The 24143-nt window shown below is 69.2% G+C and carries 23 protein-coding genes and 1 tRNA gene; 16 read left to right on the plus strand and 8 right to left on the minus strand.

Features of this window, described 5'->3' with window-relative positions:
* From dnaK to QZV84_RS03825, 3 genes are all read right to left on the minus strand, one after another.
* Positions 1-1390, minus strand: a 1390-nt coding sequence (gene dnaK, locus QZV84_RS03815) for a molecular chaperone DnaK (RefSeq protein WP_292825547.1), incomplete at its 3' end; no start/stop codon positions are given.
* Positions 1391-1561: 171 nt separating this feature from the next.
* The gene (locus tag QZV84_RS03820; protein WP_292825550.1) at positions 1562-2746 is read right to left on the minus strand and encodes a cation:proton antiporter; all 1185 of its coding nucleotides are present in this window, start codon (positions 2744-2746) and stop codon (positions 1562-1564) included.
* Between the two features lie 9 nt (positions 2747-2755).
* Positions 2756-3241: a TrkA C-terminal domain-containing protein gene (locus QZV84_RS03825; RefSeq protein WP_292825553.1), complete on the minus strand. Its 486-nt coding sequence runs from the start codon at positions 3239-3241 to the stop codon at positions 2756-2758.
* Positions 3242-3377: 136 nt separating this feature from the next.
* On the opposite strand from QZV84_RS03825, the gene QZV84_RS03830 reads away from it, so the two are divergent.
* The 12 genes from QZV84_RS03830 to QZV84_RS03885 all read left to right on the plus strand — a co-directional run bounded on the left by QZV84_RS03830 (position 3378) and on the right by QZV84_RS03885 (position 16674).
* Entirely contained in the window at positions 3378-4760 is a 1383-nt protein-coding gene (locus QZV84_RS03830) for an MFS transporter (protein WP_292825556.1), read from the plus strand.
* Between the two features lie 4 nt (positions 4761-4764).
* The gene (locus QZV84_RS03835) at positions 4765-5481 is read left to right on the plus strand and encodes a CbiX/SirB N-terminal domain-containing protein (protein ID WP_292825559.1); all 717 of its coding nucleotides are present in this window, start codon (positions 4765-4767) and stop codon (positions 5479-5481) included.
* Positions 5482-5658: 177 nt separating this feature from the next.
* Positions 5659-7359 (plus strand): nitrite/sulfite reductase, encoded by a 1701-nt coding sequence (locus tag QZV84_RS03840; protein WP_292825605.1) that lies wholly within the window; start codon positions 5659-5661, stop codon positions 7357-7359.
* A gap of 52 nt (positions 7360-7411) precedes the next feature.
* A complete protein-coding gene (locus QZV84_RS03845) occupies positions 7412-8155 on the plus strand; it encodes a phosphoadenylyl-sulfate reductase (RefSeq protein ID WP_292825562.1) in 744 nt (247 codons plus the stop codon).
* Positions 8152-9066, plus strand: a complete 915-nt coding sequence (gene cysD, locus QZV84_RS03850; RefSeq protein ID WP_292825565.1) for a sulfate adenylyltransferase subunit CysD — start codon at positions 8152-8154, stop codon at positions 9064-9066. Before QZV84_RS03845 ends, cysD begins: the two co-directional genes overlap by 4 nt.
* On the plus strand, positions 9066-10451 hold the full coding sequence (locus QZV84_RS03855) for a GTP-binding protein (protein ID WP_292825567.1): 1386 nt from the start codon (positions 9066-9068) through the stop codon (positions 10449-10451). The genes cysD and QZV84_RS03855 overlap by 1 nt, the downstream gene beginning before the upstream one ends.
* Positions 10452-10499: 48 nt before the next feature.
* A complete protein-coding gene (locus QZV84_RS03860; RefSeq protein WP_292825569.1) occupies positions 10500-11561 on the plus strand; it encodes an ABC transporter substrate-binding protein in 1062 nt (353 codons plus the stop codon).
* A 101-nt stretch (positions 11562-11662) separates the two neighbouring features.
* Complete coding sequence (locus QZV84_RS03865) at positions 11663-12427, plus strand: ABC transporter ATP-binding protein (RefSeq protein WP_292825607.1); 765 nt, start codon at positions 11663-11665, stop codon at positions 12425-12427.
* Positions 12417-13334: an ABC transporter permease gene (locus QZV84_RS03870; protein ID WP_292825572.1), complete on the plus strand. Its 918-nt coding sequence runs from the start codon at positions 12417-12419 to the stop codon at positions 13332-13334. The genes QZV84_RS03865 and QZV84_RS03870 overlap by 11 nt, the downstream gene beginning before the upstream one ends.
* Entirely contained in the window at positions 13331-14242 is a 912-nt protein-coding gene (cobA, locus tag QZV84_RS03875; protein WP_363331865.1) for a uroporphyrinogen-III C-methyltransferase, read from the plus strand. The genes QZV84_RS03870 and cobA overlap by 4 nt, the downstream gene beginning before the upstream one ends.
* A 35-nt stretch (positions 14243-14277) precedes the next feature.
* Entirely contained in the window at positions 14278-15651 is a 1374-nt protein-coding gene (locus QZV84_RS03880; RefSeq protein ID WP_292825575.1) for an FAD-dependent oxidoreductase, read from the plus strand.
* Positions 15652-15699: 48 nt separating this feature from the next.
* A complete protein-coding gene (locus QZV84_RS03885) occupies positions 15700-16674 on the plus strand; it encodes an NAD(P)/FAD-dependent oxidoreductase (RefSeq protein ID WP_292825578.1) in 975 nt (324 codons plus the stop codon).
* A 2-nt stretch (positions 16675-16676) separates the two neighbouring features.
* Here QZV84_RS03885 and QZV84_RS03890 read toward each other — a convergent pair whose 3' ends face one another.
* The 4 genes from QZV84_RS03890 to QZV84_RS03905 all read right to left on the minus strand — a co-directional run bounded on the left by QZV84_RS03890 (position 16677) and on the right by QZV84_RS03905 (position 20780).
* Positions 16677-17477, minus strand: a complete 801-nt coding sequence (locus tag QZV84_RS03890; protein ID WP_292825581.1) for an ABC transporter permease — start codon at positions 17475-17477, stop codon at positions 16677-16679.
* A gap of 8 nt (positions 17478-17485) precedes the next feature.
* Positions 17486-18427, minus strand: coding sequence for an ABC transporter permease (locus QZV84_RS03895; RefSeq protein ID WP_292825584.1), 942 nt, complete (start codon positions 18425-18427; stop codon positions 17486-17488).
* Between the two features lie 68 nt (positions 18428-18495).
* Positions 18496-19677 (minus strand): ABC transporter substrate-binding protein, encoded by a 1182-nt coding sequence (locus QZV84_RS03900; protein WP_292825587.1) that lies wholly within the window; start codon positions 19675-19677, stop codon positions 18496-18498.
* Between the two features lie 56 nt (positions 19678-19733).
* The gene (locus QZV84_RS03905; protein WP_292825590.1) at positions 19734-20780 is read right to left on the minus strand and encodes an ABC transporter ATP-binding protein; all 1047 of its coding nucleotides are present in this window, start codon (positions 20778-20780) and stop codon (positions 19734-19736) included.
* 126 nt (positions 20781-20906) lie between these two features.
* Between QZV84_RS03905 and QZV84_RS03910 the strand changes: the two genes are divergently transcribed.
* Positions 20907-21680 carry a GntR family transcriptional regulator gene (locus tag QZV84_RS03910; RefSeq protein ID WP_292825593.1) on the plus strand — a complete coding sequence of 258 codons (774 nt, stop codon included), beginning with the start codon at positions 20907-20909 and terminating at the stop codon, positions 21678-21680.
* The gene (locus tag QZV84_RS03915) at positions 21677-22447 is read left to right on the plus strand and encodes a hypothetical protein (protein ID WP_292825596.1); all 771 of its coding nucleotides are present in this window, start codon (positions 21677-21679) and stop codon (positions 22445-22447) included. The genes QZV84_RS03910 and QZV84_RS03915 overlap by 4 nt, the downstream gene beginning before the upstream one ends.
* 109 nt (positions 22448-22556) lie before the next feature.
* Here the strand turns inward: QZV84_RS03915 and dcd are convergent, their stop codons facing one another.
* The gene (gene dcd, locus QZV84_RS03920) at positions 22557-23162 is read right to left on the minus strand and encodes a dCTP deaminase (RefSeq protein WP_292825599.1); all 606 of its coding nucleotides are present in this window, start codon (positions 23160-23162) and stop codon (positions 22557-22559) included.
* Between the two features lie 231 nt (positions 23163-23393).
* Here dcd and QZV84_RS03925 point away from each other — a divergent pair.
* Both QZV84_RS03925 and QZV84_RS03930 read left to right on the plus strand, forming a co-directional pair.
* A tRNA-Gly gene (locus tag QZV84_RS03925) sits at positions 23394-23467 on the plus strand.
* A 111-nt stretch (positions 23468-23578) separates the two neighbouring features.
* Positions 23579-24143: hypothetical protein (locus QZV84_RS03930; RefSeq protein ID WP_292825602.1), on the plus strand; the 565-nt coding region annotated here is incomplete at its 3' end.

Here is a 24143-nt window from a genome sequence, read left to right on the forward strand (position 1 = left end):
CGGACACGTGCACGATGCCGTTCGCGTCGATGTCGAAGGTGACCTCGACCTGCGGGACGCCGCGGGGCGCCGGCGCGATGCCGGTGAGCTCGAATGTTCCGAGCGGCTTGTTGTCCCGCGTGAAGTCGCGCTCGCCCTGGAAGACCTGGATCGCCACCGACGGCTGGTTGTCGTCGGCGGTCGTGAAGGTCTCGCTGCGCTTGGTCGGGATGGCGGTGTTGCGCTCGATGAGCTTGGTCATGATGCCGCCCTTGGTCTCGATGCCGAGGCTCAGCGGGGTGACGTCGATCAGCAGGACGTCCTTGCGCTCGCCACGCAGCACGCCGGCCTGCAGCGCCGCGCCGACAGCGACGACCTCATCCGGGTTGACGCCCTTGTTGGGCTCCTTGCCGGCTTCCTTCTTGACCAGCTCGGCGACGGCGGGCATGCGGGTGGATCCACCCACGAGCACGACGTGGGCGATGTCGCCGACCTTGATGCCGGCCTCGCGGATGACGTCCTCGAAGGGCTTCTTGGTGCGATCGAGCAGGTCCTTGGTGAGGTCCTCGAACTTGGCGCGGGTGATCGTCTCGGACAGCGACACCGGGCCGCTGTCGGTCAGCGACAGGTAGGGCAGGTTCACGCTCGTCGACATCGAGCTGGAGAGCTCCTTCTTCGCCTGCTCGGCGGCCTCCTTGAGGCGCTGCAGGGCGATCTTGTCACCCGAGACGTCGACTCCGGTCGTGTCCTTGAATTGCTTGATGAAGAAATCGACCAGGCGCTGGTCCCAGTCGTCACCGCCGAGGCGGTTGTCACCGGCGGTCGAGCGCACCTGGATGGTCGAGAAGTCTTCGTCCTTGCCCACTTCGAGCAGCGAGACGTCGAACGTTCCGCCACCGAGGTCGAAGACGAGGATGAGCTCGTCTTCCTTGCCCTTGTCGAGACCGTAGGCCAGCGCAGCGGCGGTCGGCTCGTTGATGATGCGCAGGACGTTCAGGCCCGAGATCTCGCCGGCCTCCTTGGTGGCCTGGCGCTCGGCGTCGTTGAAGTAGGCGGGGACGGTGATGACGGCATCCGTCACGGTGTCGCCGAGGTACTCCTCGGCGTCGCGCTTGAGCTTGCCGAGGATGCGCGCAGAGATCTCCTGGGGCGTCCACTTCTTGCCGTCGACGTCGAAGGTCCAGTCGGTTCCCATGTGGCGCTTGACCGACGAGATCGTCCGGTCGACGTTCGTGACGGCCTGGCGCTTGGCGGTCTCGCCGACGAGCACCTCGCCGTCTTTGGTGAATGCGACCACCGAGGGGGTCGTGCGGAAGCCTTCTGCGTTCGCGATGACCTTGGGCTCGCCGCCCTCGAGCACGCTCACGACCGAGTTCGTGGTTCCGAGGTCGATTCCAACAGCACGGGCCATGTGTTTCTCTCTCCTTGTTCAGGGGCCGGACGGATGCCGGACCCCGGGTTTCCTGATGTCTGAGGGCGACCACAACCGAGGTTGAGCCGCGATGACTCAACCCTACCGAGGCTCGCTGGGCGTGTCAAATGAAGTTGATACGGATCGGCTCAACTTCTGCCTGACCCAGCATCATGAGGCTCGCCGGTTCGTCTGGATCCGCTTCGTCATCGCCTTGAACCGCTGCGCATCGGGAATACGGGCGAGCAGGGGCCCCGAGACCATCGTGATGAGCACATAGGCGGTCGCGAGTGCGGCCAGCGACCGGTCGACGCCGGCCGCGACCGCGAGTCCCGCGATGACGATCGAGAACTCCCCGCGCGGGGTGAGTGCGAACCCGGCGCGCCAGCGACCGGGCTCGGCGATGCCCGCCCGGCGAGCCGCGAGATAGCCGGTGAGCACTTTGGTGCCCATTGTGACGGTCGCCAGCAGGAGCGCAGGAGCGAGCATGGGCACGAGGTCGGCGGGGTCGGTCGAGAGCCCGAAGAAGAGGAAGAACACCGCGGCGAACAGATCCCGCAGTGGTGTGAGCACGCGCTGCGCGTGCTTGGCGGCCGGGCCTGAGATCGCGATTCCGACGAGGAACGCGCCCACCGCCGAGGAGATGTTCGCCCCCGCAGCCAGTCCCGCGACCAGCAGCGTGAGACCCAGCACCGACAGCAGCAGGACGTCTGCGTCCTTCGACCACACGAGCTTGGACACGAGCCGGCCGTGACGCAGCGCGACGTAGAGGATCAGGACGACCGCGGCGAGCGCGACCGCCACCGAAACCACGCCGGCGCCCAGCTCCATCCCGATCAGGAGCGCGGTGAGCACCGGCAGGTAGAAGGCCATCGCGAGGTCTTCGATCACGAGGATCGACAGCACCACGGGCGTCTCGCGGTTGGTGAGGCGGCCGAGGTCCTGGAGCATCTTCGCGATCACGCCCGAGGACGAGATCCAGGTGATGCCCGCCATCACGACGGCCGCGACCGGGCCCCAGCCGAGAAGCAGCGCGATCAGTGCGCCCGGGATCGCGTTGAGAAGCAGGTCGATCAGGCCCGCCGCCTTCGAAACCCTGAGGTTTCCCACGAGCTCTTGTGCGGTGTATTCCAGGCCGAGCATCAGCAGCAGCAGGATCACGCCGATCTCGGCGCCGATCTCGATGAACTCCTCACCCTGCGTGACGGGCAGCAGCCCGCCCTCGCCGAACGCGAGCCCGCCGATCAGGATCAGCGGAATCGGCGAGATGCCGAGCCACGCCGCCAGCCTGCTCAGCAGGCCGATCCCCAGGATCAGGGCGCCGATCTCGATGAGGACGATCGCGCCATCGTCCATCCCGGGTGGTCAGCTTCCGGCGATGATGCGGACGAGGTGGTCGAGGCCGTCGCGCGTGCCGACTGCGACGATCGTGTCGCCGCTGCGCAGCAGATCGGCAGGACCCGGCGCGGGAAGGATGTCGGCCTCGCGCACGATCGCCACGATCGAGCACCGGGTGCGGGTGCGCGCCCTCGTGTCTCCGAGCGGGTGCCCGACGAAGGGCGAGTCGGCCCGCAGCGGGATCTGCTCGATCGCCAGACCCGCAGCCTGGTCGCTCAGACCCGCGAGCTGGGTCAGGATCGACCCGCCGAGCACTTCCGAAAGGGCGGTGGCCTCGTCGTCGGTCAACGCGATCGTCTCACTCGCGCGATCGGGGTCGTCCTCGTCGGCGAGGGCGAGCTCGCGTCCGCCGTCGCGCAGATTCAGGACCGAGAGGCGTCGCCCCCCGTCGGTGACGATGTCGTGACGGACGCCGATGCCGGGCAGCTCGGCGCGCTCAACGTGGGCGGGCATGCGTCCATCATGACACCGGATGCCGCGGCATCCGGTGTTCTTCGACGCCGGATGTCGCGAGCCCTGTAGCCTGACGACGAATCCGCATCGTCGCGGCGCGTGTGGGTGCACCCGCTGTTCACCGAAGGGCTCTAGCGTGACCGACATGAGCGATCCCGGCGTTCCCCGCATGGAGCCCGACCTGCCGCAGTTTTCGGGGATCACACCCACCGACGCGCTCGCAGCGGCGGTCGCCGCCGAAGGCCCGGCGAGCACGCGCAAGCGCATCGTCCTCGCGTGGGGACTGTGGGACTGGGGTTCGGCGGCCTTCAACGCGGTCGTGACGACTTTCGTCTTCACGGTATACCTGACGAGCTCGAGCTTCGGTCCGGAGGGCACCGTGGAAGCGCAGCTCGGCTGGGCCCTCGCCGCCGCCGGTCTGCTGATCGCCGTGCTCGCGCCCGTCACCGGACAGCGGTCGGACACATCGGGGCGGCGCAAGTTCTGGCTCGCCGTCAACACCTACATCGTCGTCGCGCTCACGGCGGCGATGTTCTTCGTGCAGCCCGATCCGGCATTCCTGCTCCTCGGACTGTTCCTGGTCGCCGCCGGCAACGTCTTCTTCGAATTCGCCGGCGTCAACTACAACGCGATGCTGTCGCAGGTCTCGGCGCCGCGGTCGATCGGGCGCGTGAGCGGCTTCGGCTGGGGCATGGGCTACATCGGCGGCATCGTGCTGCTGCTCATCGTGTACTTCGGCTTCGTTCAGGGTCTGTTCGGCGTCCCCGACGAAGACGGCCTGCCCATCCGGGTGGCGATGATCGTCTCGGCGGTCTGGTTCGGCCTGTTCGCCCTGCCGGTGCTGTTCGCCGTGCCCGAGTATCGGGGCACCGGCGCCACGCGCGAGCGCGTGAGCTTCTTCGCCTCCTATGCCCGTCTCGGGCGCGACGTCGCGAAGCTGTGGCGCGAGTCGCGTCACACCGTGTGGTTCCTGGTGGCGAGCGCAGTCTTCCGCGACGGGCTGGCAGGTGTCTTCACGTTCGGAGGCGTGCTCGCGGCATCCGCCTTCGGGTTCTCCGCCGGAGAGGTCATCATCTTCGCGATCGCGGCGAACGTCGTGGCGGGCGTCTCGACGATCGCGGTCGGTGCCCTCGACGACAAGCTCGGCGCGAAGCCGGTGATCATCGTGGCCCTGAGCGGCCTGATCGTGTCGGGGCTGCTGGTGTTCCTCCTGCACGACGGCGGCCAGATCGTGTTCTGGACGGCGGGACTCGCGCTCACGCTCTTCGTCGGCCCGGCGCAGTCGGCGTCGCGCACATTCCTCGCGCGGATCATTCCGCCCGGACGCGAGGGCGAGGTCTTCGGTCTCTATGCGACAACCGGCCGCGCGGTGTCGTTCCTCGCGCCGACGATGTTCGCGCTCTTCGTGACGATCGGCGGGGCCGCGTACTTCGGCATCCTGGGCATCGTGCTCGTGCTGGTGCTCGGACTGGTGCTGCTCATCCCCGTCAAGTCCGTGCAGGAGCGCCTGAAGGACTGACGCCATGACGCCGACACCCGCCCTGATAGCGATCTCACACGGCACCGCATCGCCCGCGGGCCGGGCCGCCGTCGCCGCGCTCGTGAAAGCTGTCGCGGCCGCGCTCCCCCAGGTGCACGTTCGCCTCGGGCACGTCGACGTGCAGCAGCCGGATGTCGCGGCATCCCTCGACTCACTTGCGCCCGATGAACCGGCCGTCATCGTGCCGCTGCTGCTGTCGGCCGGCTATCACGTGCGCGTCGACCTGCGGGAGCAGTCGGCCGGCCACGCGGACGTGGCGATCTCCCCCGCGCTCGGGCCCGACGACCGCCTCGTCGAGGCTCTCGCCTTTCGGCTCGCGGCCCTCGACCCGACGCCAGACGACGCCATCGTGCTGGCCGTGGCCGGATCGAGCGACGATCGGGCCAACGAAGACTGCCGCGTGACCGCGCGAATGCTCGGCGAACGCCTCGGTCGCGACGTCACCGTCGGGTTCCTCGCCGCGGCGGAGCCTCGGCTCGCACCCGCGGTGCGGTCCGCGCGCCAGGGCGGCCGGCGGGTCGTCGTCGCGAACTACCTCCTGGCGCCCGGGTACTTCCACGACCTGGCTGTGCGGCTGGCCGACGACAGCCCCGTGGCGCGTCCTCTGCTCGACGACGACGAGCCCGCGGCATCCCTCGTCGAGCTCGTCATCGCCCGCTACCGGTCGTGCGCGGCTGCCGCTGCGCCACGGGCTTCGTGACGCCGTGTGACGCCCCTTAACGGCGATTGACGTCACATTTCACCGACTCCGCGGCGGCGCTTAGCTTCGCAGAGTGGGCGCGATCGCGCCCGCACCCGGGGGTGCCCGGGAATCCGGGAGGCAACTGTGACCATCAGCGACATCGGGCAGGACGACGCCGCAGCGCGCGCCGCGCGCATCGCCACCGAAGGCGCGCGCGCCCGCGCACCGCGGCCGTCGTCCAAGCCCAACGGGCAGTGGAAGCTCGACGGAAAGGCCCCGCTCAACGGCAACGAGGAGTGGAAGCAGGTCGACAACGGCCTCGCGGTGCGCGAGCGCATCGAGAACATCTACTCCCAGGGCGGATTCGCCTCGATCGACCCGACCGACCTGCACGGGCGATTCCGTGTCTGGGGGCTGTACACGCAGCGCAAGCCCGGCATCGACGGCGGCCGCACCGCGACGCTCGAGCCGCACGAGCTCGAAGACGAGTACTTCATGCTGCGGGTGCGCATCGACGGCGGCCAGCTCACCACCGAGCAGCTGCGCGTCATCGCGGACATCTCCAACGACTTCGGTCGCGGCACCGCCGACCTCACCGACCGGCAGAACGTGCAGCTGCACTGGATCGAGGTCGAATCGATGCCCGAGATCTGGCGCCGCCTCGAAGCGGTCGGGCTCGGCACCACCGAGGCGTGCGGCGACGTGCCCCGGGTCGTGCTCGGCTCGCCCGTCGCCGGCATCGCCGCCGACGAGCTCATCGACCCTACGCCCCAGATCGACGAGATCACCTCGCGCTTCATCGGCGACGAGACGCTTGCGAACCTCCCTCGCAAGTTCAAGTCCGCGATCACCGGGCACCCCAGCCAGGACGTCGTGCACGAGATCAACGACGTGGCCTTCGTCGCCGTGCAGCACCCCCAGCTCGGCATCGGCTACGACCTCTGGGTCGGCGGCGGCCTGTCCACCGCGCCGCGGCTCGGCGAGCGCCTCGGCGTCTTCGTGGCGCCCGAGCGGGTCGCGGAAGCCTGGCACGGCGTCGCGCAGATCTTCCGCGACTACGGCTACCGGCGGCTGCGCAACAAAGCGCGCCTGAAGTTCCTGCTCGCCGAGTGGGGCCCCGAGAAGTTCCGTCAGGTGCTGCAGGACGAGTACCTCGGCTACGCGCTGCCCGACGGCCCTGCCGCGCCGAAGCCGTCTTCGAAGGGCGATCACGTCGGCGTGCACCGCCAGAAGGACGGACGGTTCTACATCGGGGTCACCCCGATCGTCGGGCGCGTCTCCGGCCCGACCCTCGCGAAGCTCGCCGACCTCATCGAGGCGCACGGCTCGACCCGCCTGCGCACGACCCCGCACCAGAAGCTCGTGATCCTCGACATCCCCGAGCAGAACGTCGAGCCGCTCATCGCCGCACTCGACGTGATCGGACTCTCCGCCCGCCCGAGCCTCATCCGCCGCGGCACGATCGCGTGCACCGGCATCGAGTTCTGCAAGCTCGCGATCGTCGAGACGAAGGCGTACGCGACCGACGCCGTGCTGCAGCTCGAAGAGCGCCTCGAGGGCATCGATCTGCCGCAGCCGATCTCGCTGCACGTGAACGGGTGCCCCAACTCGTGCGCCCGCATCCAGACCGCCGACATCGGCCTCAAGGGCCAGCTCGTCACGATCGACGGCGAGCAGGTTCCGGGCTACCAGGTGCACCTCGGCGGCGGCCTCGCGACCGCCGACCGCGAAGAGGCAGGGCTCGGCCGCACCGTGCGCGGTCTCAAGGTGCCCGCCGACGGCATCGCCGATTACGCCGAGCGCGTCGTCCGGCGGTTCCTCCAGGACCGGGATGCCGCAGCCGATGAGACCTTCGCGCAATGGGCGCACCGCGCAGAGGAAGAGCAGCTCCAATGAGCGCCGCTCAGGCGGTGCGGCGAGCTGACTCCGCAGAAAGGACCGCGGGATCATGACCGTTTCCCTGGCGCCTCGCGCGCTCACTCGCCGCGCGCGCGACGAGCTGCGCGCCCTCGCCGAGGCCGGTGACGTCGCGCTCGGCAGCCTGACCGATCATGAGGCCTCGCCAGCCGAGGTCGTCGCGTGGGTCGCGGCGAACTTCGGGGCGGATGCCGCCGCCGTCGCGTGCTCGATGGCCGACGCCGCCCTTCCGCACCTGGTCGCCGAGCAGCTGCCCGGCGTCGACGTGCTGTTCCTCGACACCGGCTACCATTTCGCGCAGACACGGGTCACGCGCGACGAGGTCGGCCGCGCTCTCGACGTGCGGATCGTCGACGTGCTGCCCGACCAGACGGTCGCGCAGCAGGACGAACAGTTCGGCGCCGCCCTGTACTCGCGCGATCCCGGGCTCTGCTGCGCACGCCGCAAGGTGGCTCCCCTGCAGGACGCCCTCGGCGGGTACGAGGTGTGGTTCACGGGCGTGCGCCGCGAAGAGGCGCCCACCCGCGCGAACACCCCGCTGATCGCGTGGGACGAGCGCAATGGGCTGGTCAAGGTCAACCCGGTCGCGGCGTGGAGCTTCGACGACCTGCTCGATTACGCCGGACTGCACCGGGTGCCCGTGAACCTGCTGGTGAGCAACGGCTACCCCTCGATCGGGTGCGAACCGTGCACGGCGCGGGTCGAACCCGGCGCCGACCCGCGCTCCGGCCGCTGGGCCGGGCTGTCGAAGACCGAATGCGGGCTGCACCTGTGAGCGCCGCGATCGCGGGAACCCGTCTCGACGCGCTCGAGGTGCTCGAGGCCGAGGCCATCCACGTCATTCGTGAGGTCGTCGCCGAGTTCGAGCGGCCGGTGCTGCTGTTCTCCGGCGGGAAGGACTCGGTGGTCGTTCTGCATCTCGCCGCAAAGGCATTCTTCCCGGGTCGGGTTCCCTTCCCGGTGCTGCACGTCGACACCGGCCACAACTTCCCCGAGGTCATCGCGTTCCGCGACGAGACCGCCGAGCGCCTCGGCCTCCGGCTCGACGTCGCCCACGTGCAGGACTACATCGACGACGGCCGTCTGCACGAACGGGCCGACGGCACCCGCAACCCGCTGCAGACGCTGCCCCTGCTCGAGGCGATCGCGGCCGGCAGGCACGATGCGGTGTTCGGCGGCGCGCGCCGCGACGAAGACAAGGCGCGAGCGAAGGAGCGGATCATCTCGCTGCGCGACGAATTCGGCCAGTGGGACCCGCGCAATCAGCGTCCCGAGCTGTGGAGCCTGTACAACGGTCGGCACACGCCCGGTCAGCACGTGCGCGCGTTCCCGATCTCGAACTGGACCGAGCTCGACGTCTGGCGGTACATCGAGCGCGAAGAGATCCCGCTCCCGCCGCTCTACTTCGCGCACGAGCGCGAGGTGTATGCCCGCGACGGGATGTGGCGTGCCGTCGGCGAGTTCTCGCCCGCCCGCGCGAACGAGAGCATCGAGCGCCGGGTCGTGCGCTACCGCACGGTCGGCGACATGAGCTGCACCGGAGCGGTCGAATCGGATGCCGCCGATCTGAGGTCCATCGTCGTCGAGATCGCCCGCTCCACCCTGACCGAGCGCGGTGCGACGCGCGCCGACGACCGCATCTCGGAAGCGGCGATGGAAGACCGCAAGAAGGACGGGTACTTCTGATGGATCTGGACACGCGCCCTGCGGGGGCTGCTCGATCAGCGGAGGCCCGGCCAGCATTGGCCGGCTCGACACTGTTCCGCTTCGCGACCGCGGGCTCCGTCGACGACGGCAAGTCGACCCTCGTCGGGCGCCTGCTGCACGACTCGAAGGCGATCCTCGCCGACCAGCTCGAGCAGGTCGCCCGCACCTCGGCCGAGCGTGGCTTCGCGCACGGCGCATTCGACTTCGCACTGCTGACCGACGGTCTGCGCGCCGAGCGCGAGCAGGGCATCACGATCGACGTGGCCTACCGGTACTTCTCGACCGGCAACCGCAGCTTCATCCTCGCCGACTGCCCCGGCCACGTGCAGTACACACGCAACATGGTCACCGGCGCCACGACGGCCGACGCGGTGATCATGCTGATCGACGGACGCAAGGGCGTGCTCGAGCAGACCCGCCGCCACCTCGCGGTGATCGCGCTGCTGCGCGTGCCGCACGTGATCGTCGCCGTCAACAAGATCGACCTCCTCGACTACGCGCAGGAGGCTTTCGTGCGCGTGGCCGCGCAGGTCGAGACCGTGACCGCGCAGCTCGGCATCGACGACATCCACGTCATCCCGGTCTCGGCGCTCGAGGGCGACAACATCGTCGACCGCTCCGATCACACGCCCTGGTACCGGGGTCCGGCGCTGCTCGAACTGCTCGAAGCCCTCCCCGGCCAGGACGAGCCGGTGTCTCGACACGCTCCTTCGTCGCTGCCGGAGAGCCGCACCCTGGACGCCTTCCGACTTCCGGTGCAGCTCGTGCTGCGTCCCCAGGGCGGCCTGTCACCGCAGGTCCCCGATGAAGACGCCGAATCGCTGCGCGACTTCCGCGCCTCGGCCGGGCGCATCTCTTCGGGCACGGTTCGAGTGGGAGACGCGGTGCAGATCTTCCCGTCCGGCATCCGCACCACCGTTTCGGGCCTCGCCGTCGGCGGCGTGCCGGTCGAGCGCGCCGCCGCCCCGCAGTCCGTGTCGGTGCAGCTCGCCGACGATGTGGATGCCGCCCGCGGCGCCGTGATCGTCGCGGCCGGCACACTCCCGACAGCGCAGCGCGAGATCGACGCCGAACTGTTCCAGCTCGACGCCCGCCCGCTCGTGACCGGTGCGCGCGTACTCGTCAAGCACGGCACCGCGACCGTGCAGGCGGTCATCGGGCAGATCGAGTCGCGCTACGACCTCGACACGCTCACCCACGAACCGGCCGACGCCCTCGCGGCGAACGACATCGGTCGCGCGCGTCTGCGTCTGGCCGCCGACCTGCCATTCGAGCTGTACAGCGCGAACCGCGCCGGCGGCTCGTTCCTGGTCATCCACCCGTCCGACGGCGCGACACTGGCCGCCGGAATCGTGCGCGACTGACCTGTCGCGCACGACCCCACCGCACCACCCGCTGAAGGAGGCGACACCGTGAACAACATCCGCACTGCGACGACGATCACCACCCTGGGACTCGTGGCGATGATGATGGCCGGCTGCTCCTCCGCTGCGGGCAACGCCCCCGAAGAGGTCACCGAGCTGCGCCTCGGCTACTTCGCGAACGTGACACACGCGCCTGCGCTCGTCGGCCTGCAGGAAGGGCTGATCGAAGATGCCCTGGGCGAGGTGGACGTCACGACCTCGGTTTTCAACGCCGGCCCCGCCGCGATCGAGGCCCTCTCCGCAGGCGCGATCGACGCCACCTACATCGGCCCGAACCCGTCGATCAACACGTTCATCCAGTCGGGAGGCGAGTCCGCGCACATCGTCGCGGGAGCGGCCACCGGCGGTGCGGCCCTCGTCGTTCGCGACGGCATCGACTCCGCGGCAGACCTCGCCGGCGAGACGATCGCGACTCCCCAGCTCGGCAACACTCAGGACGTCGCGCTGCGCAGCTGGCTCGCCGACGAGGGCTTCGAGACCGACACCTCCGGCGGTGGCGATGTGAACGTCACGCCCACCGAGAACGCGCAGGCCCTCACCCTGTTCCAGCAGGGCGAGCTCGACGGAGCGTGGCTGCCCGAGCCGTGGGTGTCCCGCCTGATCCTCGACGCCGGTGCGCACGTGCTCGTCGACGAGGCCGACCTGTGGCCGGACGGCGCCTTCCCCACGACCGTGCTGCTCGTGCGCGCCGAGTTCCTCGAAGAACACCCCGAGGTCGTGAAGAAGCTGCTGCGGGGGCACGTCGATGCGGTGCGGTGGATCGAAGAACACCCCGATGAGACAGCCGGGGTCATCAACGACGCGCTCGAGGCCGAGACCGGCAAGCGGCTCGACGACGCGGTCATCGCCCGCGCCCTCGAGCATGTGACGTTCTCGGTCGATCCGCACGCCGACACGTTCGAGACGCTGGTCGCCGACGGTCTCGCCGCCGGCACGCAGAAGGACGGCTCGATCGACGGCCTGTTCGATCTGCGCCTGCTGAACGGGCTCCTGACCGACACGGGAGGGCGGCCGGTCTCGGCGGCAGATCTCGGCGAGGACCGATCGTGACCGCCCCGGCACGGAACGCCTCCGTCTCCGCATCTCCCGCGCAGGGCGATGTGCAGCGGCGCGCGCCCGCCGCGCCGCTGTTCCCGAGCTTCGACGGCGTCATGCCGGTGCGACCGGCCGAGGTCGCGCCTCCGCCGGCGGTGCGCATCGAGCACGTCAGCAAGCGGTTCGGCGACGGCCCGGTCGTGCTCGATGACATCTCCCTCGACATCGCGCCGGGCGAGTTCGTCTGCCTGCTGGGCGCGTCGGGCTGCGGCAAGTCGACACTCCTGAACCTCATCGCGGGACTCGACCGGCCGACAACCGGTCACATCGAGACGCCGGCCGCCGGCTCTGCCGTGATGTTCCAGGAGTCCGCCCTCATGCCGTGGCTCACCGCGCGGCGCAACGTCGAACTGGCTCTGCGCCTGCGCGGGGTCCCGCGGGCCGAGCGTGGCGAGAAGGCGCTCGCTCTGCTCGATACGGTCAACCTCGCGGATGCCGCCGAGAAGCGCCCGCATGAGCTGTCGGGCGGCATGCGCCAACGCGTCGCCCTCGCCCGCGCGCTGGCGCAGGACCGACCGGTGCTGCTGATGGACGAGCCGTTCGCCGCCCTCGACGCGATCACCAGGGATCTGCTGCACGAAGAGCTCGAGCGGGTCTGGCGGGCGACCGGGCGCACGATCGTGTTCGTCACCCACAACGTGCGCGAAGCGGCCCGCCTCGGCCAGCGCGTGATCCTGCTCACCAGCCGCCCGGGCCGGGTCGGCGGCGAGTGGCGCATCACGCAGACCACGGGCCGGCGGATCGAGTCACCCGAGGTCGCGGCACTTTCGATCGAGATCACCGATCAGCTTCGGAAGGAGATCCGCCGCAATGTCTCCTGAAGCCCCCACTACCGGCGCCAAGGTGACGGCATCCGCGCACCCCGAGGATCTCCGCAGCCTCGAAGCGGGCCTGGACCGCCTCCAGACCGTCGCCGGCAAGCCGCAGAGCCGCTGGCGCCGCGTCACCTCGAGCGTCCTGCCGCCGGTCATCTTCGTCATCGTCCTGATCGCGACCTGGCAGCTCTACGTCGTGATCGCCTCGCCGCGCCCCGACATCGTTCCCGGTCCGCTGGACGTGCTGAGCGCGCTCGGCACCGCCTGGGAGAGCGGGCGTCTGCAGGAGGCCGTCGTCACGAGCCTCGAGCGCGGCATCGTCGGCTTTCTCATCGCGATCGTCGTCGGGACGCCGATCGGGCTGCTGCTGGCCGAAGTGCGCGTGCTCCGTCGTGCGGTCGGACCGATCATCTCCGGACTGCAGGTGCTGCCGTCGGTCGCGTGGGTTCCCGCGGCCATCATCTGGTTCGGCCTGTCGGATGCCACCGTCTACTTCGTGATCCTGATGGGCGCGATCCCCTCGATCGTGAACGGCCTGATCGCCGGTGTCGACCAGGTGCCGCCGCAGCTGCGCCGCGTCGGGCAGGTGCTCGGGGCGAGCCGGTGGCAGCTGGCGACGGCGGTCATCCTGCCCGCCGCACTGCCCGGCTATCTCGCCGGCCTCAAGCAGGGCTGGGCGTTCTCGTGGCGTTCGCTCATGGCCGCGGAGATCATCGCCGTCGGCGGCACGATCGGCTTCGGTCTCGGCTCGATGCTGCAGCAGAGCCGCGAACTCGCCGACCTGGCGGGCGTGCTCGCGACGATCCTGCTGATCCTGTTCATCGGCATCCTGATCGAACTGCTCTTCTTCGGCCCTCTCGAGCGGCGGATGCTGCAGCGTCGGGGTCTGCTTCTGTCGGGAGGCGCCCGATGACCGATCCCAGCCCCCGGTCGTCGAGCGAGCGCGGCGAGACCGAACTCCCTGCCCGCGTCTGGCTCGTCGGCGCCGGCCCCGGAGACCCCGGCCTGCTCACCGTTCGAGGACTGCGCGCGCTCGAGCGCGCCGACGTGATCGTCGCGGACCGCCTCGGCGCGCGCGGAGTGCTCGACGGTCTGGCCGCCGAGGGCATCGTGCTGCGCGCCGAGATCATCGATGTCGGCAAGCTGCCCGGGCTCCACGCCGTGCCGCAGGACGGCATCAACGCCCTGCTGGTGCACCTCGCCCGCGAGGGCAAGCGGGTCGTGCGGCTCAAGGGCGGCGATCCGTACGTGTTCGGACGCGGCGGCGAAGAGCTCGAGTTCTGCCGCGAGGCAGGCGTCGAGGTCGAGGTGGTGCCCGGCATCACCAGTGCGATCTCGGTGCCCGCGATCGCCGGCATCCCGCTCACTCATCGCGGGCTGGCCACCGCCTTCACCGTCGTCACCGGCCACGATCAGATCACCGCGCTCGGCGGTGGTCGCGACCACACGGTCGTGCTGCTGATGGGTGTCGGCACGCTCGCTCACTCTGCGATGATCCTGGCCCGCGGAGCCCGTCGGGGCGATTGCCCCGTCGCGATCGTCGAGGACGGCTTCGGCCCGCGCCAGCGGGTGACGGTGGGAACCCTCGACACGATCGCCGCGCAGGCGGCCGAGCGCGGCATCCGCTCCCCCGCCGTCGTGGTCGTCGGCGACGTCGTCCGCCTCAGTCCCTACGCCCCCGCAGGGCTCGCGGTCAGTGCGCTCGGCGTCTCCGAAAAGCTTTCCGCGCGCCTGGCCGCGGAGCACCCCCGCAGGGGGAAGCCTCCGACGCAGAAGTGGCAGCTCGCGCCGCTTCGCGCCCTGCGCGGCGGCACGAAGTGACACCAAGACCCTCCCCTCGAACCGAAAGGCCCTCCGTGACCTCTCTCCACCTGCGCGTCGCGATCGTCGGCGCCGGCCCGGCCGGCATCTACGCGGGCAACATCCTCGCCCACTCGGTCAGCGATGCCGGCGGCACCGTCGTGATCGACCTGTTCGACTCGCTGCCCGCCCCCTACGGCCTGATCCGCTACGGCGTCGCGCCCGATCATCCGCGCATCAAGGGCATCGTGAACTCGCTGCACGAGATGCTCGACGCCGGCAGCATCCGCTTCATCGGCAATGTCGAGGTCGGTCGCGACCTCACGATCGACGATCTGCAGGAGCGCTACGACGCGGTCATCCTCGCCACCGGCGCGATCCGGGATGCCGCGCTCGACATCCCGGGAATCGACCTGCCCGGCTCCCACGGCGCCGCCGACTTCGTGGCCTGGTTCGACGGGCATCCCGACGTGCCGCGCGAATGGCCGCTCGATGCGGCAGCCGTCGCCGTGGTCGGCAACGGCAACGTCGCGCTGGACGTCGCCCGCATGCTCGCAAAGCATTCCGTCGACCTGCGCTCGACCGAGGTTCCCGACAACGTGCTGGCCGGACTCGAAGGCTCCGCCGTGACCGACGTGCACGTGTTCGGCCGCCGCGGACCCCTCGACGTCAAGTTCACGCCGATCGAGCTGCGCGAACTCGGCGAAGTGCGCGACGTCGACATCGTGCTCGCCGATGAGGACTTCGCCGAGCTCGAGCTGGCCGCCGGATCGAGCAACCAGCTCAAGGTCATCCTGCGCACCTTCCAGGCGTGGCGCACGCGCGGCACCACCGGTGCGAGCCGCCGGCTGCACCTGCACTTCTGGCACGCCCCGGTCTCCGTGCTCGGCGAGGAGCGAGTGGAGGGCATGCGCTTCGAACGCACCGCCGCCGACGCCGACGGAATCGTGCGCGCAACGGGGGAGCTCCGCGACATCCCCGTGCAGGCGGTCTACCGTGCGGTCGGCTACTACGGCACTCCGGTCGCCGGTGCGCCGTTCGATGCCGTGCGCGGCGTGATCCCGAACGCCCAGGGGCGAGTGATCGACGCCGCTGCCAACGCGCTCCCCGGCCTTTATGCGACCGGCTGGATCAAGCGCGGTCCGGTGGGACTCATCGGCCACACCAAGTCCGACGCCATGGAGACGATCGGCCACCTCGTCGCCGACGCGATCGCCGGCGTGCTCGCCGCGCCCGCCGTCGACGGTGACGTGCTCGACCTTCTCGACGAGCGCGACATCGCGTTCACGACATGGGATGGCTGGCTCGCCCTCGACGCCCATGAGCGCCAGCTCGGAGCGGCGCACACGCACACGCGCGAGCGAGTGAAGGTCGTGCCCCGCGACGAGCAGGTCGAGATCTCGCGCGCCGACACCCTCGCCCTGTCGTGACGTACGTCATTCCGCTCATCGCCGCGCTGCCGCCGCAGGCCGACGCACATGGGTGACGGCGCTCGGAAGACGACGGATGCCGTGGCCGAGGCGTTCGACGTCGTCATCGTGGGCGGTGGACCGGCGGGTCTGTCCGCGGCGCTGAATCTCGCCCGCGCACGCGCAAGTGTGCTCGTGATCGACGCCGGGCGCCCGCGCAACGCGGCGACGCTGCGATCGCATGGGTTCCTCACCCGCGACGGCACCTCGCCGATCGAGCTGCGCAAGCTCGCGCGCGCCGAACTGACGGTCTACCCGAGCGTGCGCGTACTCGATCGCTCCCAGGTGACCGTGTTGTCCCGTATGGATGCCGCCGACGGCATGCGCTTTCGAGCCACGGTGCAGAGCCACCGCGTCGGCCCGCCGGCCGTGGTCTCGGCGCGTTCGGCTCTCATCTCGACCGGGCTCCGTGAGACCCTCCCGGAGATTCCGAGCCTGCGAGCCTTCTACGGCATGACCGTCTTCAGCTGCGCGGCGTGCGATGCATGGGAGCTGCAGGACCGGCCCCTCGCCCTCATCGGCGAGACGCCGGACCTCCCGACCCGTGCGCGGCTCATCGCCCGCTGGACAGACGACCTCACGGTCTTCACCAACGGCGCGGACGTCGTCGACGCGGTCGAAGAAGCCGAGCTCGCGGCGTCCGGAATCGTCGTGGAGAGACGCCGCGTCGACGACCTCGAGGGCGACCACGGCACGGTTTCGGGCGTGCGACTCGAGGGAGGCACCCGCATCGCCATCGCCGGCGGCTTCGTGCGCCCGCGCTGGGATCCAGCCCTCGACTTCATCGCCGGTCTCGACGTCGACCGCGACCGCGACGGACACCTCGTCGTCGACCGATCCGGCCGGACCAGCATCCCGGGTCTGTACGGAGCAGGGGACGCGGCAGCCCCCGGTCCCCAGCAGGTCATCGTGGCCGCCGGCCAGGGCGCCCGGACCGCCGCCGTCCTGATCCACGACATGGTGGGCGTGCGCACCGCGCACTGACCTCAGCGCCGGGTCTGCTCCGAGCCGGACAGTCGCTGTGCGAAATAGATCGGCAAGATCGAGACCAGCACGAGCACGACGGCGATCACCGACACGATCGGTGCCTGGCTCGGCCGGAACATGTTGTTCAGAATGAAGATCGGCAGGGTCGTGACCCCGGACCCGGCCGTGAAAGTCGTCACGATGATCTCATCGAAGCTCAGTGCGAACGCGAGCAGCCCTCCCGCGAGCAAGGCCGACCTCAGCTGCGGGAAGGTCACGAGCCGGAACGTCGTCCATACTCCTGCGCCGAGATCGGCAGAGGCCTCCTCGAGGTTCGTGCCGGTGCGGCGCAGGCGGGCGATCACGTTGTTGAACACGGTGACGATGCAGAACGTCGCGTGCGCGATCACGACCGTCCAGATCGACAGCGGCACCCCCATGATCGTGCGGAAGAAGTTGTTCAGCGCGATGCCGGTGATGATGCCCGGCAGCGCGATCGGCAGGATGATCAGCAGGCTGATCGCGTCGCGGCCGAAGAACTCGAACCGCTGCAGCGCGATCGAGATGAGGGTGCCCAGCACGAGCGCGATCGCCGTCGAGATGATCGCGACCTGAACGCTCGTGAGCACCGCCTCGCGGGCGCCGACGCTCTGGAATGCCTTGACCCACCATTCCAGCGTGAACCCCGGCGGCGGCCAGGTCAGCGACGTCGAGGTCGAGAAGGAGTTGACGAGCACGACCATCAGCGGCACGTAGATCGCCACCAGGATCATTCCCGTGACGGCGGCGAGCACGATGCGTGCGGTGCGTCCGAGTTGCATGCGTCGTCCTACAGACTCTCGAGGGCGCCCGTGCGGCGCACGATCGCGAGGTAGCCGAAGATGATCACGATCGGGATGAACGCGATCGCCGCCGCGAGCGGCAGGTTGTTGGCTGCGCCGACATTCGTGTACACGAGGTTGCCGAGCATCTGATTCGCGCCGCCGACGATGTTGACGGTGATGTAGTCACCGAGCGACAGCGAGAAGCTGAAGATCGTGCCGGCGATGATCGCGGGGAAGATGAGCGGCAGCACGACGCTCCCGAGCGTGCGCCAGGTCTTCCCACCCAGATCGGCGGATGCCTCCAGCAGGGAGTCCGGCACGCGTTCGAGCCCCGCGTAGATCGGCAGGATCACGTACGGCAGCCACAGATAGGACAGGGTGATGACGGTCGCGGTCAAGCCGTAGCCGGGGGTGTGCAGACCCAGCGGTGCGAGCAGCCATTCCAGGATGCCGTCCTGGGAGAGCACGGAACGCCAGGCGTACGCCTTGACGAGGTAACTCGCCCACAGCGGCATCAGCACCCCGATCAGCAGGATGCGCTGTGCCCGCGGCGACGCGACCTTCGCCATGTAGAACGCGATCGGCAGTGCCAGCGCGACGTCGATCAGCGTCACCAGCAGCGCGACGCCGACGGTGCGCAGCGTCACCGTCTGATACAGCGCGCCGGTGACCACCGTGATGAAGTTGTCGAGCGTCCACTCGGTGATGATCTCGCCGGTGAAGGAGTCGACCGACCAGAAGGCCGTCACCAGCAGCAGCAGGAGCGCCACGATGTACACCACGACGAGCCAGAACAGCGGCGCCGTCAGCAGCAGGCCCAGGCGCGTGCGCGGGTGGGTCGTCAGGAACGACGAGAGCCGGCGCGGTGCCGTGTCGCGCGGCGGCGCTATCCGCGCCGGTGCGACGGCGCGGGTCGTACGCTCTGGGGCGGCGGGGGTCGAGGTCATGTGTGCTCCGGAGGGGAAAGCGTCCGGGGGCGACGGTTCGGGTCCGCCGCCCCCGGAAGCTCGATCGGTCAGCCCTTGATCTCAGACCAGGCTTCGGTCCACTTCGAGTAGTCGACGCACTCGACATCGGTGCGTCCGTCGACGCAGTCCGCGATCGGGGTGGTCCAGTACCAGATCTGCGACGCGTACTCCTCATCGCCCGCGTGGAATGCCTCGCAGTCGTCGCGGAAGTCACATGCCGCCTGGCTCGACGGGGCTTCGCCGAAGTAGGCGGTCGCCTGAGCGTTGACCTCGGGGCTCGCGATCCAGTCGAGCCACGCGTACGCGCAGTTCGGGCTCGCCGCTTCGGACGCGATCATCCAGGTGTCGGACCAGCCGGTCACGCCCTCTTCGGGCAGAACGACAGCGGTGGGGGCGCCCGAACCTGCGAGCGCGTTCTGGATGACCTGCCACGTCGTGCCGGCGACCGAGTCGCCGGTCTCGAACGCCGAGATCTCCTTCAGGTAGTCCGACCAGTACTCGCCGATGTGCGGGCGCTGTTCCTTGAGCAGGTCGACGGCGGCCTGGAACTGCTCCTCGTCGAGTGCGTACGGGTTCTCGATGCCCAGATCGGGCTGGTGCGCCATCAGGTACACCGCGGCATCCGCGATGTAGATGGGCGAGTCGTATGCGGTGATCTTGCCGCTGTGCTCGCTCGCCTTGTCGAAGACGACATCCCACGAGGTGGGCGCGGGCGTGACGATCTCCGTGTTGTACAGCAGGAGGTTCGCGCCGTAGCCGTGCGGCACGCCGTACGTGACTCCGTCGACCGAGTTCCATGCCTGGTCCTTGAGGAAATCGAAGAGGCCGGCGTAGTTCGGGATCAGGTCGGTGTTGACCGGTGCGACGTCTCCGCTCGCAATGAGACGGAGGGTGGCATCGCCGGATGCCGCGATGACATCGTATTCGCCGGTCTTCATCAGGCTGACGGCTTCATCCGATGTGCCGTACGTCTTCGATTCGACCATGCAGCCGGTCTCCTCTTCGAAGCCTGAGACCCAGTCGACGGCGGGGTCATTGCTGCCGTCTTCGACGTAGCCGGGCCAGGCGAGGATCGAGACCGAACCCTCCATCTCGCCGAGTTCGGCCGCGGCCTCGCCGCTGCTGGAGCCGCCGCCCGAGCCTGTCCCGCAGGCCGTCAGCGCGACGACCGCGCCGATCGCCAGCGCGGCGACAGCGCTGGAACGCGCTCCGCGTGTGATGTGCCTCATTATTCTTCCTCTCGGTGCTGTGAGCCGGGGCGTGCGCCCGCGGCTGTTGTCCCGGGTCAGGTTCCCGGGGGTATGAGGGCGACGACGTCTTCGTCGTGCCAGCTCACGTGTACGCGATCGCCGCGGTCTTGATCGGCGGCGCGCGAACGGTCGTTGCGCTCCAGCACGGTCACCCGCCCGCCGGCATCCAGATCGACGACGTGACGGATGGCGCTGCCGACGTAGATCGATTCGACGACGGTGCCCGGGGCTGAGCGCACACCTTCTTCCGCACTCGGCTCCACCGACAGGGTGAGCTTCTCGGGGCGGATCGTGTGCTCGCCCTGCCGGCCGATCACCTGGCCCGAGCGGTCGACGTCGAACAGGTTGGATGTGCCGACGAAGTCGGCGACGAAGCGGGATGCCGGCTGTTCGTAGAGTTCGCGCGGCGTGCCGAGCTGCTCGATGCGGCCGGCGTTGAAGACGGCGATGCGGTCGGACAGCGTGAGCGCCTCTTCCTGGTCGTGGGTGACGAAGATGAACGTGATGCCGAGCTCGCGCTGGATCTGCTTGAGCTCGACCTGCATCTGCTCCCGGAGCTTGAGATCGAGGGCGCCGAGGGGCTCATCGAGCAGGAGCACCTTCGGCTCGACGACCGTGGCGCGCGCGAGGGCGACACGCTGGCGCTGACCGCCCGAGAGCTGCGTCGGCTTGCGGTCGCCGAGACTCTCGAGACGCACGGCGGCAAGGGCCTTCATCGCGCGCTCGCGGCGCTCCTGGCGACCGATGCCGCGCACCCGCAGTCCGTACGCGACATTGTCGAGAACGCTCATGTGCGGGAAGAGCGCGTAGTCCTGGAAAACGGTGTTGACGTCGCGGTCGAACGGCGCCTTCGCCGTGACATCCTGCCCGAACAGCTCGATCGTGCCGTCGGTCGGGCGCTCGAAGCCCGCGATCAGACGCAACACAGTGGTCTTGCCCGACCCCGACGGGCCCAGCATCGAGAAGAACTCGCCGGCCGCGATCTCGAGATCGACATGGTCGACAGCGGTGAGAGTGCCGCCCTTCACCGAGCCGAACTCCTTCGTGAGCCCGGTCAGCCGGATAGCTGGCGGTTCAGTCATTGACGATCCCCTTCGACGTCGGTGCTCCTAAATCATATGGAACCATATGTCTAATATCGGGTCTGCGTGTTACGGTCTTGTCACGGATTCGAGGGCCGACCGGTAGACGCGAGGAGCGCCGCACACATGCCGAACGCGACGGGTCATCGGGATGCCGCCCGTTCCGTCGTGTTCGCGGCCCTGGACGGCACCGGTCGAGCCGAACTGGTCGAGCAGCGCCTGACCGACGCGATCGTGAGCGGAGTGCTCCGCGACGGCGAGCGCCTGCCCAGCGAATCGCAACTGTCGCGCAGTCTCGGCGTTGCGTTGGTGACCGCTCGCGAGGCGCTCGAAGGAATGCGCGACCGCGGTCTGGTGCGCACGCGGCGCGGCCGCGACGGCGGCAGTTTCGTCACGTACGACCGCGAATCCGCCGCTCGACTGCTCGAATCGCGCGTGCGAGGGCACTCGCGCGTCGAGTTGCGGGATCTCGCGCTGCACGTCTCGGCGATCGCCGGCACTGCCGCCGAACTCGCCGCCGATCGCGCCAGCCACGATGACATCGAGACCCTGCTGGTGATCCATGACGGCGCCGATCTCGCGACGGCCGGCGGTGCGCGGCGCGCGCTCGGGCGATTCCAGCTCGAGGTTGCCGCCATCAGTCAGTCTCCCCGCCTCGTCCGCGAAGAGGTGCGACTGCAGAGCGAGGCGGGCCCCCTGCTCTGGCTGTGCCTGCGCGAACAGGAGTACCGTGACCACAGCGCCGCAGCCCGAATCCGGGTGATCGACGCGATCCGTGACGTCGATCCCGTGGCGGCACGAGCTGCCACCATCGCACAGGCGACGGCGGCACTGGACTGGCTGGTAGATGAGAAGGTGCGGCTCGAAGCATCCGCCGACGCCGCGCAAGGAGTGCGATGAACCCTCCCGCTGGTGCCACCTCGGCGCTCTCTGCAGTCGAGGTCGCCGACCGCGTCGCAGACCGGATCGACGCACTGTTCGCGACAGTCGACGATTGGCGTGACGGTCTGCAGGCGTACCTCGAGATGGATGCTGCGCCCACGGCGGCGACGCTCGACCCGGTCGTCGAGGCTTCGGCGGTTCCCGCGCTCGCGGCCGACGGGCTGATAACGGGAAGCGGATTCGTTGCCGCACCGGGTCTGCTCTCGGATGCGCAGTGGCACCTCGCCTGGTGGCTGGGCGGAATGGCCGGCATCCGTCGCCTCGCCACGATCGATGACCCCTCGAACGAGCAGTTCCGCGATTACACGACTCTCGAGTGGTGGCGGTTTCCTGCGCGGACGGGAGCGCGCCACCTCACCGGGCCGTACGTCGACTACGTCTGCACCGACGATTACACCGTCACGATCACCACGCCGGTTGTGGTCGGTGCTCAGCTGCTCGGCGTCGTCGGCATGGACGTGCTCGTCGATCGGCTCGAGCGCGAACTGCTCCCTCTGCTGCGGGCGAGCAGGCTGCCGATCGCGATTGTGAACGCGTCAGGGCGCATCGTCACCGCGACTGATTCGCGGCGCGAGCCGGGGTCGATGCTGCGGCTGGATGGGCTGGCCGAGGCGCTTGCCCCCCTGCGCGAAGCGGAGCCGCCGCGCATGCAGACGACATTGCCCGGAGGTGCCGAGGTGCTCGCGTGCGGCGACACGTCGCTCGCGCTCGTGGTCGGCCCCTAGTCGGTCGCCCGCAGCGGGCATCCTCGCTGAGAAACGTGCGTTCGGCCGGAAAACTGGCGACGCCACATGTGGCAGCCGGAATGTCGTTTCTCGGCAGGCGCCAACCGCGTCAGCGGCCGGTGGCCCCGGCATCCGTCGTGCTGACGTCGGTGCGATGGAACCCCTGGGACGAGCGGGATGCCGTCGGGCCCCGCTGCCCCTGATACCTGTTGCCATACGTTCCCGAGCCGTAGGGGTTCTCGGTCGGCGACGAGAGCCGGAAGAAGCAGAGCTGCCCGATCTTCATGCCGGGCCACAGCTTGATCGGCAGGGTGGCGACGTTGGAGAGTTCGAGCGTGACGTGGCCCGAGAAGCCGGGGTCGATGAAGCCCGCGGTGGAGTGCGTGAGCAGTCCGAGGCGGCCGAGGGAGGACTTGCCTTCGAGCCGTGCCGCGATGTCGTCGGGGAGCGTGATGAGCTCGAAAGTGCTGCCGAGCACGAACTCACCGGGATGCAGGATGAACGGCTCCTGCGGAGCGGTCTCGATCAGGTGCGTGAGATCGGGCTGATCCTCGGCCGGGTCGATGAACGGGTACTTGTGGTTGTCGAACAGACGGAAGTAGCGGTCCAGGCGCACGTCGACGCTCGACGGCTGCACCATCTCGGGTTCCCACGGGTCGAGCCCGATCCGGCTCGCGGCGAGTTCTGCCTTGATGTCGCGGTCTGAGAGCAGCACGCGGCCAGCCTAGCGGTCGGGGAAAATCGGCTCGCGGTCGCGGACGCCGGCGTGCGTCGCAGATTCCCGCCCAGAACGCAGCTGGTTCCGCTCACACCTTGTTCCGCGTCGCAGGCCGCACGCTGCGACGGATGTCGGGGGGTCCGGGGAGGCGGACGGCGACGGATGCCGGCGGCTCGGGTGATCAGGGTCGCATTTTGTTATGCTGGCCAGGCGCCGTAAGGCGCGCCCGGGGATGTAGTTCAATGGCAGAACTTCAGCTTCCCAAGCTGATAGCGCGGGTTCGATTCCCGTCATCCCCTCCACAAAACCCCCGGAATTCCGGGGGTTTTTCCTTTGTCGGCGTCACAGCACACCACGTGGCGTCACACGTATGTGTGCACCTATGTGTGCACTAAAGCGGCTAGTCTCAGGGCATGCCGAAGGCTCGCGAACATGGCCAGGGCGCCCTTTTCTGGGTCGAGTCCCGTGGATTGTGGAAAGCCGTGATCGACGTGGGCTTCGATCCCGAGACGGGCGCGCGCCTTCAGAAGGGGCGGATGTCGAAGACGAAGGACGGCGCGGTCAAGAAGCTGAACGTGATGCTGCGTGAGCGGGACTCGATCGGCATGGTCCTGGATCGCTCCACAAGAGTTCGCGACCTCGCCGCCGCGTGGCTGGCCGACGTGGCCGATCGATCCAAACCGCACACACTCGCGAATTACCGCTCTCATGTGAAGGGCAACATCCTGCCCGTGCTGGGGGACCGGATCGCTGCGGATCTCACGCCGGCCGACATCCGGCGCATGCATGCGGCGATGCGCCGCAGAGGTCTCGGGGACGCGACCGTCGCGGGTGCGCACCGCACGCTGGTAAGTCTTCTCGAGCACGCAAGGGCGGAGCGGATCATCGCGGACAACATCGCCGCGCTGAATCCCCCTCGGCGGACGCGCCCATCGAAGGTGCGGTCCTCGCTCACCCGCGAGGAAGCGAAGGCGCTGC

This window comes from Microbacterium sp. (genome assembly GCF_011620715.1).
GTDB lineage: Bacteria > Actinomycetota > Actinomycetes > Actinomycetales > Microbacteriaceae > Microbacterium.